General features: G+C 33.0%; 12 protein-coding genes. 4 read left to right on the top strand and 8 right to left on the bottom strand.

Annotated features, from left to right (window positions below):
- Positions 1-40 precede the first annotated feature (40 nt).
- The 4 genes from ACNQF8_RS13900 to lpxD form a co-directional block, all read right to left on the bottom strand.
- Entirely contained in the window at positions 41-463 is a 423-nt protein-coding gene (locus ACNQF8_RS13900; RefSeq protein WP_315208267.1) for a DoxX family protein, read from the bottom strand.
- 344 nt (positions 464-807) lie between these two features.
- Positions 808-1,011, bottom strand: coding sequence for a hypothetical protein (locus ACNQF8_RS13895; RefSeq protein WP_417952168.1), 204 nt, complete (start codon positions 1,009-1,011; stop codon positions 808-810).
- A gap of 443 nt (positions 1,012-1,454) precedes the next feature.
- A complete protein-coding gene (locus ACNQF8_RS13890; RefSeq protein WP_417952167.1) occupies positions 1,455-3,083 on the bottom strand; it encodes an acyl-CoA carboxylase subunit beta in 1,629 nt (542 codons plus the stop codon).
- Between the two features lie 165 nt (positions 3,084-3,248).
- Positions 3,249-4,247 carry a UDP-3-O-(3-hydroxymyristoyl)glucosamine N-acyltransferase gene (gene lpxD, locus ACNQF8_RS13885; RefSeq protein WP_417952166.1) on the bottom strand — a complete coding sequence of 333 codons (999 nt, stop codon included), beginning with the start codon at positions 4,245-4,247 and terminating at the stop codon, positions 3,249-3,251.
- 265 nt (positions 4,248-4,512) lie between these two features.
- On the opposite strand from lpxD, the gene ACNQF8_RS13880 reads away from it, so the two are divergent.
- Entirely contained in the window at positions 4,513-5,346 is an 834-nt protein-coding gene (locus tag ACNQF8_RS13880) for a phospholipase A (RefSeq protein ID WP_417952165.1), read from the top strand.
- Between the two features lie 33 nt (positions 5,347-5,379).
- Here the strand turns inward: ACNQF8_RS13880 and ACNQF8_RS13875 are convergent, their stop codons facing one another.
- Complete coding sequence (locus ACNQF8_RS13875) at positions 5,380-6,078, bottom strand: energy transducer TonB (protein WP_417952164.1); 699 nt, start codon at positions 6,076-6,078, stop codon at positions 5,380-5,382.
- A gap of 94 nt (positions 6,079-6,172) precedes the next feature.
- A protein-coding gene (gene prfB / locus ACNQF8_RS13870; protein WP_282743311.1) for a peptide chain release factor 2 occupies positions 6,173-7,268 on the bottom strand; the annotation gives its coding sequence in 2 pieces (ribosomal slippage) (positions 6,173-7,204 and positions 7,206-7,268; 1,095 coding nt in all).
- Positions 7,269-7,457: 189 nt separating this feature from the next.
- Here prfB and ACNQF8_RS13865 point away from each other — a divergent pair.
- Entirely contained in the window at positions 7,458-8,480 is a 1,023-nt protein-coding gene (locus ACNQF8_RS13865; RefSeq protein ID WP_315208255.1) for a threonine aldolase family protein, read from the top strand.
- Positions 8,481-8,565: 85 nt separating this feature from the next.
- On the opposite strand, the gene ACNQF8_RS13860 is transcribed toward ACNQF8_RS13865, so the two are convergent.
- Positions 8,566-8,886, bottom strand: coding sequence for a YbaB/EbfC family nucleoid-associated protein (locus ACNQF8_RS13860; protein WP_099715715.1), 321 nt, complete (start codon positions 8,884-8,886; stop codon positions 8,566-8,568).
- Between the two features lie 145 nt (positions 8,887-9,031).
- Between ACNQF8_RS13860 and ACNQF8_RS13855 the strand changes: the two genes are divergently transcribed.
- Positions 9,032-11,092 (top strand): S9 family peptidase, encoded by a 2,061-nt coding sequence (locus ACNQF8_RS13855; protein ID WP_417952382.1) that lies wholly within the window; start codon positions 9,032-9,034, stop codon positions 11,090-11,092.
- Between the two features lie 68 nt (positions 11,093-11,160).
- Positions 11,161-12,201, top strand: coding sequence for a cysteate synthase (locus ACNQF8_RS13850; protein ID WP_417952163.1), 1,041 nt, complete (start codon positions 11,161-11,163; stop codon positions 12,199-12,201).
- Positions 12,202-12,283: 82 nt separating this feature from the next.
- Here ACNQF8_RS13850 and ACNQF8_RS13845 read toward each other — a convergent pair whose 3' ends face one another.
- Positions 12,284-14,356, bottom strand: a complete 2,073-nt coding sequence (locus tag ACNQF8_RS13845; RefSeq protein ID WP_417953765.1) for a hypothetical protein — start codon at positions 14,354-14,356, stop codon at positions 12,284-12,286.
- Between the last annotated feature and the right edge of the window lie 561 nt (positions 14,357-14,917).

Here is a 14,917-nt window from a genome sequence, read left to right as displayed (position 1 = left end):
ATAAAAAAGCATCCGCCAAAACGGATGCTTTTTTATTTAATTATTGCTGCATTTTAAAATAATAATCAGCTGAATTTTTTCCACTTCCGTAGAATAAGAAAAATATACAAGCTCCTAATATCAGCAATGCCAAAAGTAAATTTTGGGATTGCATTTCTCCCATAAAATTTACTACAATAGCACCAATCAATATAGGGAGTTGTGCTATTATTGCCCATCTTGTCAGTAAACCAAAAGCAATCATTATACCACCTACCATGTGTGCTGGAGCAATATAATGAACGAGGAACATTCCACCACCAATTCTGTCAATTGGAGATATCAGATCATTTAAATATTGGATGTTCGTTATAAAAGAGATTCCTTTCATAAACAAAAATACACCAAGTGCTATTCGTACCAAATCCACGGGTAAATAAGTGTGCGTATTCGCCCATTTATTTAAATTTTTTACGCTGTTCATAATACTATAGTTTAAATATTTAATACCAAGTTACTGATTTTTAATTAAATAATTTGTTATTGTTAAGGAAAACTAAACTTTGAATGTACTCTTTGTTAAAAAACTTTGCCAGTTAACTTTTCAAATAAACTACTATAAATACCGTCTTAATTTATAGCTGCAGCCTAAGTGAAAAAGTTAAATTTTAAAAAATATTGAATGATTTCTAATAATTTGAAATGCCGTATTTAGTTTATAAATCGATAATTTATTCTTAAATCAAGTCTGTTCTGAGCATCACCATGAGCCAAAAAGTAAGTCAAATCCATAGATAAGTTTACTTTGTTTTTTTGACTATTGATAAATTATTTGCCAAAATTCAGTCCGGAACACAATCCAAATAGTTGTTCACTCGCATACTTAGAAACAAAAGCCAATCCAATTTCACCATCCTCATCAGAAAGTGCAAATTCTAATAATCCAAAAAAGTATTTTGAAATTAAATTAAACTGAACAATTGGTTTAAGACTGAATAAACTAAAATTACTGTATAAAGCCCTTTCTGCCATTGTGCTTTGAGGGGTAATAAGTGTTTGGGTATCGTTTTTATGAACCTATAATCATAATCGAATCGAAATCCGAGTTCTAATTTTTTAGAAATTATTTTTCCAGCTCTTGTATTTATATCTACTGCAAGTCTATGACTTCGATACATTTGTATGTGTACAGGCAGCGATACGTTTATATCCCTTTCTAAATAAAAAGGTATCTTATCCTTCGTCAAAATAGTATTTTCCGTTTTAGTTTGTGCATCTGTAAACTGCCCCACTAACAATAATTGTGTTGTTAGTAAAACCAAAATCTTTTTCATTTTCTTTTAATTTTAGATAATTAAAAGGAATTAGGGTAAGACTTTTTAGGGCGCTAATAATGCTTTTAGGAACTATTTATATAGTTCCTAAAAGCATTATGAACATACGAAATATAGGATTAAGTATTTTTAAATGCGTTGTTAGACTTGAATTACGCCCAAGTTAAATTTTTTCTCAATAGGAGAGTGGTTTGCTGCTTCAATACCCATAGAAATCCAGGTTCTGGTGTCTAAAGGATCGATGATTGCATCTGTCCATAATCGTGAAGCTGCATAATAAGGCGAAACTTGTTCGTCATACCTAGCTTTGATTTTATCAAAAAGAGCTTTCTCTTTGGCTTCATCAACAATTTCTCCTTTTGCTTTAAGCGAAGAAGCTTCAATTTGTGCCAATACTTTTGCGGCTTGTGTTCCGCCCATAACAGCTAATTCGGCACTTGGCCAAGCAAAAATTAATCTCGGGTCATACGCTTTTCCGCACATGGCATAATTTCCGGCTCCATAGGAATTTCCTACGATAACCGTGAATTTTGGCACAACTGAATTGGATACCGCATTTACCATTTTGGCGCCATCTTTTATAATTCCGCCATGTTCAGATTTGGATCCAACCATAAAACCAGTAACATCTTGTACAAATACTAAAGGAATTTTCTTTTGGTTGCAATTAGCGATAAAACGCGTGGCTTTGTCCGCACTATCTGAGTAAATTACGCCTCCAAATTGCATTTCGCCATTTTTGGTTTTTACCACTTTTCGTTGGTTGGCAACAATTCCCACTGCCCAACCATCAATTCTTGCATAACCGGTAATAATGGTTTGTCCGTAACCATCTTTATACGCTTCAAACTCCGAATTATCAACTAATCGATTGATGATTTCCATCATGTCATATTGTTCATTTCGGGCTTTTGGCAAAACGCCATAGATTTCTTTTTCGTCCAATGCTGGTTTTTCTGCTTTAATTCGGCTATAACCAGCTTTGTCAAAATCACCTATTTTGTCGACTATATTTTTTATTTTGTCTAATGCATCTTTGTCATCTTTTGCCTTGTAATCCGTAACGCCCGAAATTTCACAATGTGTTGATGCTCCTCCTAATGTTTCATTATCGATGCTTTCGCCAATGGCAGCTTTGACTAAATAACTTCCAGCTAAGAAAATACTTCCCGTTTTATCCACAATCATGGCTTCATCGCTCATGATTGGTAAATAGGCACCACCGGCAACGCAACTTCCCATTACTGCAGCAATTTGAGTGATTCCCATGCTGCTCATTTGGGCATTATTTCTAAAAATTCGACCAAAATGTTCTTTATCAGGGAAAATCTCATCTTGTAAAGGCAAATAAACTCCGGCACTATCCACTAAATAGATGATTGGCAATCTGTTTTCCATTGCAATTTCTTGTGCACGTAAGTTTTTCTTTGCGGTGATAGGAAACCAAGCACCCGCTTTTACGGTAGCATCATTGGCCACAACAATACATTGTTTTCCTCTGATATATCCTATTTTCACAACAACCCCACCAGATGGACAACCACCATGTTCTGCATACATTCCTTCACCAACAAATGCGCCAATTTCGATAGATTTTGCTTTTGGATCCAATAAATAATCGATACGTTCACGTGCCGTCATTTTGCCTTCGCCATGTAATTTCTGAATGCGTTTTTCACCACCTCCTAATTTGACTACGCTTAATTTTTGTCGCAATGCAGAAAGTAAAAGTTTATTGTGGTCTTCGTTTTTGTTGAAGTTCAAATCCATGATGAAATAGTGTTAAAAAATTTTGTGCTAAAATACAAAATCCAACTAAATAAATTTTATTATTTTAATTGGTTTTTGATGAAAATCGAATATATGTTTACTATTAAAACAAAAAAACAGAAGTTTACCTCTGTTTTTTTATGAATTTAATAAAAAAGTAAGGGTTTATTTTTTAGACTCATTTACAAGTCTTTTCAAAATTGCCCATTGTTTTAATGCGTCTCGAGCTTCTACTGCAGGATATCCTAACATAGTTTTTCCTGCCGGAATATCTCCCGTAACGCCTGAACCAGCACCTACAATAGCACCATCACCTATAGTGGTATGGTCTTTTATAGAGGCGCTTCCGCCAATAATTACGCCGTTCCCTAAAGTTACGGATCCTGCAAGTCCACTGTTTCCAGCCATAATACAGAACTTACCTAATTTACTGTTATGACCAATTTGAACTAAATTATCAATTTTACAACCGTCACCTAAAACAGTAGAACTAAATTTCCCTCTATCAACACAGGAGTTAGCGCCAATTTCGACACTGTTACCAATAATTACATTTCCAATTTGCGGAATTTTGACTAAACCTCTTTGTGGGTCAGGACGAAAACCAAAACCATCGGCACCTATTGTCGCATTAGGATGCAAAATACAATCATTCCCAATGTGACAGCGCTCTCTAATAACTGTTCCAGACCAAATCACGGTGTTTTTTCCTATTGTGCATTCGTCAAGTATAGTCACATTTGGATAAATGGTCGTATTATCTCCAATTATAACTTTAGGTCCTATGTAGCAACCAGCACCAATTCGTACACCATTGCAAATAGTTGCAGTGGTGTCAATCACAGCGGATGGATGAATGTCTATAGTAAATAATGGAGTTGGAGGCGCAAAAAGTTCCAATACTTGAGACATTGCCAAATCAGCATTTTTTACTTTTATGAAAGCCCTGTTTTCGCCAGGTTCGATAGCAATATCTTCATTAACAACTGCAACACAAGCCTTAGATGTAGCCCAAAATTTTTCGTATTTTTTGTTTCCAATAAATGAAATTTCAGATTCATTAGCGGCTTCAAGTTGTTCAGGTGCAGTAATACTTTGAAAAGTGTTCCCGACTATTTCTCCTTTTAGAATCTCATTTATTTCTTGAATTGTGTAGGATTTCATTAAGTATATATTGGATTTGGTTGTTTAATAATTATCAAATAAAAGAATTTAGTGTTAAAATTCCTAATCTTAATAATTTCTTTTACAAGATAAAAAAAGTGTTAGTTATATAACTAATAAAAATAAATTTACAACAAAAGGGAGTATTAAAAAATTAATTTTGCTAGTTAATGTACGCTTGTATCTGATGAAATCATTCCAACTAAAATTTTCAATTCTTATAATCTTCTTTTTTTTTTGTTCTTCAAATGCTCAACTTCAGGCTTTGTTTAACAGTAAGACACAGCTTCGGGATTTGACAGAACGTTGGGAATTAGATACCACTTCGGTTAGAGGGACATTTTTGCTGACTCCCTATAAACCCATGTATGTTTTACCGGTTAGATGGACAAATAATCCAAATGAACAACCTATTTCAGGAAATGTAGATCCTGATTATGTTGCTCCGCCTGGAGTTGACTACAATAATATTGAGACTAAATTTCAGTTGAGTTTCAAGGCCAAAGTCTTGCAGGGGATTTTTTGGGGACATGGCGATTTATGGGTTGCTTATACACAAATATCACATTGGCAAATCTATAATAATGATCTTTCAAGACCCTTTAGAGAAGTTAATTACGAGCCGGAACTAATTTTAAATGTTCCTGTTAAATTTAATTTTTTGGGTTTTAAAGCCCGAATGATTGGAGTGGCTTTCAATCACCAATCAAATGGGAAGAGCGAGCCCTTTTCCAGAAGTTGGAACAGAGTTATTCTTCATGCAGGATTGGAACGCAAAAATTGGACAATTTATGTGAGGCCTTGGTTTCGTCTTCCAGCAGAGAAAGATGATAATCCGGATATTTCAGAATATGTAGGGCGAGGAGATGTGAATGTGATTTATACCAAAAATGGTAATATATTTTCTTTTATTGGTAGCCATAATCTAAATTTTAATTCAAAAACAAGAGGTAATTCATCCTTTTCCTGGTCGTATCCCATAAAAGATAACCTTAAGGGATATTTGTTGATCTCTCATGGATATGGTGAAACGCTAATTGATTATAATAATTTACAAACAACAATTGGAGTAGGAGTATCTTTGATAGAATGGCTTTAAATTTAAAAGATAATTATTAGATAACTAATGCATTTATAGTACAGTAATGGGTATTGTGTATTTTACACGTGTTTCTTTACCATCTATTTTTCCTGGAATCCATCTAGGACTATTTACTAATAATCTTATGGCTGATAAATCCATTTCTTTATTGATACTTTTTACAACTTCGAAGTGGTTTAAAGTTCCGTCTAATTCAACATAAAATCCAAGTCTTATTTCACCTCTACTACTGTTTGGAGATTTAAAATTTTTTGCTACAAAATTATAAAAAGCTTTCATTCCTCCTGGGAATTCTGGTTTTATAAAGTATGGGAAAAATTCTATTTCAGTTCCAGTTTCATCAAAACATTTTCCATCAATGAACTCTCCTTTTTTAAAATTTTCGATACGTTTTATTTGGCCATTTTCAAAATACCGAGTTTGAGTGCCTTCTTGTTTGCCTTTACTATAAATTGCCAGTATTTCTTTTACGCCGTTTTTATACCAACGCTCAGAGGATCCGTTTAAAATTCGTTTTTTATAATTTGAAAATTGATCTTTGGAATAAAGAGTGTTATCTAAGTAGTAAGTTGTTCGTGTTGTTCCTTCTGTATTCTCTTCATAAATAGAATAATAAATCGCTTTATTTGCAGATGGTAATTCTTTAAAGTCCTCAGTAAAATACACTTTTTTCTGTGCATAAAAAGTTATAGAGGATAACAAAACGAATATAACAAGTAATTTTTTCATTTGATAAAGATTGATTTTAAAACAAAAGTAACAAAAAAATCCTACAATATAGCATTTTGCTTATTGTAGGATTACATTTAATAGTAGGATAACGTTACTCTTCTTTTTGTCCCATCATCATTAAATAGGCTTTCAGAAATTCATCGATTTCTCCATTCATTACACCATCTACATTGCTGGTTTCATAACCGGTTCGAACGTCTTTGACTAATTTATAGGGTTGCATTACATAATTCCTGATTTGGGAACCCCATTCTATTTTCATTTTCCCTGCTTCGATATCAGCGCGTTGTGCCTGTTTCTTTTTTAACTCAATTTCGTATAATTGAGATCGTAACATTTGCATGGCACGCTGTCTGTTATCTTGTTGCGAACGTGTTTCAGAACATTGTATTTGAATTCCGGTTGGTTTATGGAACAATTGTACTTTAGTTTCTACTTTATTTACATTTTGTCCTCCCGCACCGCTAGATCGCGAAGTTGTAATCTCGATATCTGCAGGATTTATATCAATTTCGATACTGTCGTCTACAAGCGGATACACATAAACGGATGCAAACGAAGTATGACGCTTGGCATTACTGTCAAAGGGAGATATTCTAACTAATCGATGTACACCATTTTCACCTTTCAAGTAACCAAAAGAATAATCGCCTTCAAATTCGAGTGTTACGGTTTTTATACCCGCAGCTTCTCCTTTCTGGAAATTTAGTTCTTTGATTTTGTAGCCGTATTTTTCGCCCCACATCATGTACATGCGCATGAGCATTTCGGCCCAATCACAACTTTCGGTTCCACCGGCACCAGCGGTTATTTGTACCACAGCACTCAAAGTATCACCTTCGTCAGAAAGCATGTTTTTGAATTCGATTGCTTCAATATGAGCTTGAGTGGCATTGTAATGTTCGTCTAATTCTTCTCCGGTAAGTTCTCCTTCTCTGTAAAAATCATAGGCGAGTTGCAATTCGTCCGTCATTTCGACCGCTTTATTGTAATCTTCAATCCATTTTTTCTTGTTTCTAAGATTTTTTACAATGAGTTCCGCTTCTTTTGCATTGTTCCAAAAGTCGGGAGCAAAAGTTTTCTCTTCTTCGTTAGAAATCTCAATTAGCTTGGCATCAACGTCAAAGATACCTCCTCAACGCACCAAGGCGCTCCACAATACCTTTAATTTGTTCGGTAGTTGTCATAAAATTATATTAATTTGATAGGTCTGTTTTCAATATTTATAAAAAATTCCGGTGTGTAATATATTTAGTTCAGTTTTAACTGAACTAGTTTGAATTAACAAACGGTATTATGTAAATTTGTGGCACAAAAATAGAAAAATTTTACGAAGAGACAATTTAAGAATTGTCCGTACTGATAATAAAAAAAATATGGAAATAAATTTAATTAGCGATACGATTACTAAGCCTTCACGCGAAATGTTGGTACACATGTTGAATGCTGTGGTAGGGGACGATGTTTATAAGCAAGATCCGACAGTTATTGAACTTGAAGCTAAAGTTGCCGAGATGTTCGGAATGGAAGCGGGACTTTTTTTTCCATCAGGAACAATGGCTAATCAAACAGCTATAAAATTACATACACAGCCTGGAGAACAATTGATTGCCGACAAATACGCACATGTTTATCATTATGAAGGCGGTGGAGTATCCTTTAACAGTGGTGTGTCGTGTTGTTTATTAGATGGAAATCGCGGAATGATTACTGCGGAACAAGTTGCTGGAGCGATCAATGATCCGGAATTTTACCACAGTCCATTAACGAGTTTAGTTTGTGTTGAAAATACAACCAATAAAGGTGGTGGTGCTTGTTATGAACTTGAAGATTTGCAAAAAATAAAGATGGTTTGTGATGCTAACAATTTGAAATTTCACATGGATGGTGCTAGAATCTGGAATGCTTTGGTTGCTAAAAATCAAGATCCAAAAGCATTTGGGAGACTTTTTGATACGATTTCGGTTTGTTTGTCAAAAGGGTTGGGAGCGCCTATTGGTTCGGTTTTATTAGCTGACAAAGCGACCATTCACAGAGCGTTGCGTATCCGAAAAATATTAGGTGGCGGAATGCGTCAGGTAGGTTATTTGGCGGCAGCCGGAATTTATGCTTTGGATAATAATATAGAACGTCTCGCTGAAGATCATCGAAGAGCTAAAGAAATAGGAGAAGTTTTGAAAAATGTAAGTTGGGTTGCATCAGTGGAACCTGTTGAGACTAATATTTTGATATTTACATTGGTTCCAAATTGTATTGAAAAAAATTTAATTGAATTGTTGAAACAAAAAAATATTTTAATCAGTTCCATGGGCCATGGAAAACTACGAATCGTTACGCATCTTGATTATAAAGAAGTAATGCACACGTATGTTTTGGAAACATTGCAAAAGTTAGTATAGTTCTTTTTGGAGAATTTGTTTAAAGTTTAAGGTTTAAAGTTTTTATCGTGATCAAAAAACGTTAAACCTTAAACTTTAAACTTTTTTATTTAAACAAATTATCCATTCCTGGAATCATTGGCATATCCATTTTTGCAACAGCATCAAGTTCAGCTTCATTTACTTTAGTAGCTTTTTCGATAGCTTTGTTTAGTACCAAAATCATATAATCTTCTAATTGTTCTTTGTCTTCCAGCAAGGAATCGTCAATAGTGATTGATTTAATTGAGCGATTAGCAGTAAGTGTCACTTTCAATAAACCATCTGTACTTTGCTCATCTATAAGGACTGTATCTAAACGTTTTTTTGTATCTTCTATCTTTTGTTGGGTTTCTTTAAGTTTACCCATCATTCCCATTAAATCCATGTTTTAATTTTTTTAAATTAATTGAATTACAAAATTAGTATATTGCATAGTCATATTCAACAAAATATTCATGAAAAATAGACTCATCATAACTTCTCTTTGTGTTATTTTTGTAACTTCATTTACTAATACAAAAGCACAACAAATGTTAAAAAAAAGTCCAATTCCAGTAGCTAAAATAATTCCAAAATCATTAGAAAAACATAATGAAATAAGAATTGATAATTACTTCTGGTTAAATGACAGAGAAAATCCCGAAGTTATTGATTACCTGAATAAAGAAAACACGTATTATGATGCAATGACTGCACATACTAAAGATTTTCAAAAAGAATTGTTTGAGGAAATGAAAGGAAGAATTAAGGAAGATGATCAATCAGTTCCTTATTTATATAATGGCTATTATTACATCACCCGTTTTGAAAAAGGGCAGGATTATCCCATTTATTCGAGAAAAAAAGGAAGTCTTACTGCCGATGAAGAAATTTTATTCAACTGCAATGATTTGGCCAAAGGACATTCGTATTTTCAATTAGGAGGTTTGAGTGTGAGTCCGGATAATAAATTTGCAAGTTTTGGAATAGACATTGTTGGGAGAAGAATTTACACCATACAGATAAAAAATCTTGAAACGGGAGAAATCCTTTCGGATAAGATTGAAAACGCTACCGGAAACTCCGTTTGGGCAAACGATAATAAAACCATTTTTTATACCAGACAAGACAAAGTTACCTTGCGATCTGATAAAGTTTTCAAGCATAAATTAGCCACAGATGCTGCTGCAGATGTATTAGTTTTTAATGAAAAAGATGATACATTCAACGTTTCTGTAGGTAAAGAAAAATCAAAAAAATACATTGTAATAGGATCTGGAAGTACATTAACTACTGAATATAGAATTTTAAATTCAGATAATCCAGATGGAGAATTTGTTGTTTTTCAACCAAGAGTTCGTGGTTTAGAGTACAGTATTTCTCATTTTGGAGATTCTTTTTATATTCTTACCAATAAAGATAAGGCGACCAATTTCAAGCTGATGAAAACGCCTGAGAACGCTACTGCAAAAGAACATTGGAAAGATGTAATTGCCCACAGAAAAGAGGTTTTGCTGGAAGATATCGAGATTTTTAGCAACTATTTGGTTGTTGAAGAGCGTTCGAATGGATTGAATCACATTCGCATTATGCCTTGGAGTGGAGAAGGAGAGTATTACTTGCCTTTTGGAAGTGAAACGTACAATGCTTACACGACCACAAATGTTGATTTTGACACTGATATCTTGCGCTACAGCTATCAATCATTAGCAACGCCATCTTCGGTTATTGATTTTAATATGAAAACCAAAGAGAAAGAAATCAAGAAAGAGCAAGAAGTTCTTGGAGGCAAATTTGATAAAAATAATTATATAGAAGAACGCGTTTGGGCCACGGCTACTGATGGAACTAAAGTGCCTATTTCTTTGGTGTACAAAAAAGGATTAAAGAAAGACGGTAATAACCCTTTATTGCTTTATGCTTATGGTTCTTATGGTGTTACGATGGATACTTACTTTTCATCGACACGTTTGTCTATCCTAGATAGAGGTTTTGTATTCGCTATTGCACACATTCGTGGTGGTGAAGATTTAGGAAGAGAATGGTATGAAGATGGAAAATTATTGAAAAAGAAAAACACATTCACTGATTTTATCGATTGCTCTAAATTTTTGATTCAGGAAAAATATACTTCACCTGAACATTTATATGCCGAAGGTGGTTCAGCAGGAGGATTATTAATGGGGGCAGTAGTAAATATGGCACCGGAATTATACAACGGAGTGATTGCTCAAGTTCCTTTTGTAGATGTAATTACCACTATGCTTGATGATACTATTCCGCTTACAACAGGAGAATATGACGAATGGGGTAATCCAAACGTGAAAAAATATTATGATTACATGCTTTCTTATTCGCCTTATGACAATGTAAAGACTCAAAAATACCCTAATATGTTTGTTTCTACAGGACTACATGACTCTCAAGTGCAATATTGGGAGCCTGCAAAGTGGGTTGCAAAGCTACGAACTCAAAAAACAAATGACACTGTTTTATATCTTAATACGAATATGGATGCCGGTCACGGAGGTGCTTCAGGGCGTTTTGAAGCCATAAAGGAATTAGCAAAAGAATATAGTTTTCTATTAGATTTAGAAGAAATTAAAAACTAATTAGATTTTTTTGTTAAATTTGTAACATTCGTGTTTAGTGTAAGATTGCCACGACTAACTATTTTTTTATGAAAAAAGAAATAACTGCTTATAATAATGTCTTAGAATTAATAGGTAATACTCCACTTATTAAGCTAAATAAAGTTACTGAAAATTTAGAAGGAAATTTTTACGCTAAAGTAGAAGCTTTTAATCCGGGACATTCTTCAAAAGATAGAATAGCATTATACATAATTGAAGAAGCTGAAAGGAGAGGTATTTTATCTCCTGGTGATACCATAATTGAAACAACTTCCGGTAATACGGGTTTTAGTTTAGCAATGGTCAGTATCATAAAAGGTTACAACTGTATTCTTGCTGTTAGTTCTAAATCATCTAAAGATAAAATAGACATGCTTCGCAGCTTAGGTGCTAAAGTATATGTTTGTCCGGCACATGTTTCTGCTGATGATGAACGTTCTTATTATAACGTCGCTAAACGTTTGAATGAAGAAACGAAAGGTTCGATTTATATTAATCAGTATTTTAATGAGTTGAATGTTGATGCGCATTATAAGTCTACCGGTCCAGAGATTTGGAAACAAACTAACGGAGCAATTACACACTTAATAGCTTGTAGTGGAACAGGCGGAACTATTTCTGGTACTGCAAAATATTTAAAAGAACAAAATCCTACTATTAGAATTCTTGGAGTGGATGCTTTTGGGTCTGTATTGAAAAAATATCATGAAACTAGAGAATTTGATAATGACGAAATTTATCCATACAGAATAGAAGGTCTGGGAAAAAATTTAATCCCATCTGCAACTGATTTTGATATTATTGATAAGTTCATGAAAGTAACAGATGAGGAAAGCGCTCATGCTGCACGAGAAATCACCAGAAAAGAAGGTTTATTTGTTGGATATACTTCAGGAGCAGTGATGCAAGCAATTAGACAATATGCGGAAGAAGGTGAATTTGACGCTAATAGTAATGTAATAGCAATTTTCCCGGATCACGGTTCTCGTTATATGAGCAAAGTATTTAGTGATGATTGGATGAACGAACAAGGTTTCTTTGACAGCATCAACGAAGAAGAAGTTCAAAAAATAGAATTTATAAAATAAATTTAAAATTATAGATTTTTAGTCCCATTTGCCTCAGCAAATGGGACTTTTTTATTGAATATTAAATTTGAATACTTTTTATTTAATCCAATAATTCAGAATTATTAAGTATCAATTCAATTTTTTTAATAGTGATTGTGATCTGACTCATTTGTAATTCTATATTTCTAAAAAAGAGACTAATATCTCTATTGACCCAACTTTCAGAAATAACTCTTGCGCCTAAACTAATTCTTAAAATAGCACTTTCAATTTCTGTAGTATATTTTACATTAACTGCTTGACCAATATGACATTTTTGGGCAGCAAGTCGTATGATTTCTAAAGAAGAACCTTCAAACTGGTCAGATAAATCAGAATTTAATAAAGTATATAATTTTTTTACTTTATCAACAGATAAGACCTCATTGTTTTTAAAAATAAAGAAAGGAAAAATGGTACGAATATTTCTTATTCCAAATTCTTTACTGCTGTACGTCTTAGTTTTTGTTTCATCACCATAAATAGGCTGTAAAAAAGTGGCCTCTTTTATGGAGTCGTCCACAAAATTACAAAACATCTCAATACCCATATTTCGATATAAAATAGGTGTTTTGTAATACCTGTCCATTTCAACCACCGCAGCATTCCAGCGCATATAGGAACCATAGTTATATCCTTCGGATAATTCATTGGAACAAAACCAGGATGTGGGCCAGTCAGAACGATTATAATATTGGTTTAATCCTTTAGGTAATGTATTTTTTACAGCTTGAATTAATTTATTGACATTTTTAGGTAAAATTAATGCACCGCAATATGGAGGACCAGTAAAGAATTTACTCCCCGTTATGGTGACAATATACCCTTTATTCAAATAATTTTGTATGTCTTTTGGATCTAATCTTAGCTGTGATCCATCTACAATTATTTGAATTGATAAATCTTCAAGTGTATTTAGTTTTTTAATAAATTCGTCGCTAGGAGATTGATACCCTAATTTTGACTGGTCCATAGTATGTAATACTATATGCCTGCCTTCATTTCTGGTCTTAACAACGGCATCAAATACCTCTTGATCTAATTGATTAGACGTTTTTAATGCGCCATTTTGATCTCTAAAAGGGATTTGTATTAATTCAACATCTCTAAATCCTTCAATTTTAGTGTCTTTTTTAATTGGATAATTTAATGCTGTAGTGTTTTCAAAATGACACCCTTTTAAGGCGGCAGCTACACCGCTTCCAGTTTCATCAGAGGCCACCAAAATATGTGTAATTTCTTTGTCAGAAATAATTTGTGTTATGGCTGCTATTTGAAGAGAAGAATCAGTACCTGATGGTGAAAAAATTATTTCACATTCCTCATTTAATTTAAAGATATGTCTAAGATTGTTTTTTAGCAATTCTGAAAACTCGATTGTAGTATTTTGAAAACCTTTTTTAAGGCTATTTCTAATCAATATACTTCTCACTTTATCTGTTTTATCAAAAGCAAAATTAGAAACGCTTGACGCCGTAGACGAAGCAAAGGTAAATGCATCAGGTCTTGGGAATGGACGGCATCCGTATTTGTTAAGCAAATGAATTTCGTCGATATTCAATCGAAGATCACCTCCAGACATCAACATGTATTCTGTGGGTTTTGCAAGATTTTCGACAATAGGTTTCCAAGATTTTTTGAGTTCAGTATCAGAATTTTTTAAACCATGAAAAGATTGAAGCTCGTCATTTATTAATGAAGATTCAGTATTTAAAGAGGTATTATTTTTAATTAAGTTAATTAGAATATAATCAAGATTTTCTAATTTTTCCTTATCATCTTTCGGTAGTAAATTATAAAAAATTCGAATCACTTCGAGAGCTGCAATATCACATAAATCAACATCTTTTTTCTCGGCGTTCAAAGCTTTGTACCATAGCTGCCATTCGATTCCATATCTTAAATAGACTAACGCTAAAATGGGTTTGTCTAAAAATGAGGAACCAATTATAATTGATTTGTTGGGTACAATTTTGAAAACAGTAGGCTCACTGGTTGAAGTGATAATATTGATGTTATTTATCTTTGGTACGGTATTGAATCTTTTTAAAATGCGTACTAAATAGTTCACATTTTCTTTTTCAAATAAACTGGTTCTTTTATATTGATTTTCAATTAGAATGTTGTTTGTCATAAGTGTTGTAATTTAAAACGTTCCTTAGAACGATATTCTGTATTTGGAAATTTAGATTGCTAACTAATCTCATTCAATCAGAGGCTATATTTTTGTAGAAGATCATAAAAAAAAATAATTGTGCTCCTAACGGTTTGATGTTTCGCTTGTTTTTGAGGCGTAGCATTTCGCAAAAGTCAGCAAATATAAGAAACTTGGTAGCAGTATAAAAGATATTAAATAATACTCGTTTGCTAAATCTTCTATTTTTAGATAAAGTCGGTAATTTAAACGGTATTTTTAAAATAATTAGAAGGCAAATGTCTTTTAAAAACTTATTTATATACTATTGATTTATTGCTTTATTGCTTGAAAATTTCAGAAAAAGGTAAAAGTCTTAGGAAAACATATTATTACAAGAAACTATTTGGTTTGTTTTATAAATATGTTTTCAGCCGATTTTAAAAAATAGCTCAAAGAATACTTTAAACTATAAATCACAGAGGGATTATTCTTAGTTCATAAATTGTGAAACAAAAAAACTCTAGCTAAAGCTAGAGTTTAAAGTATAATTTTATCAAA

The sequence above is a fragment of the Flavobacterium labens genome (assembly GCF_048286755.1).
Classification (GTDB): Bacteria; Bacteroidota; Bacteroidia; order Flavobacteriales; family Flavobacteriaceae; genus Flavobacterium.
Note: the sequence above shows the minus strand (reverse complement) of the source record. Positions and strands in the feature narration are given on the sequence as shown.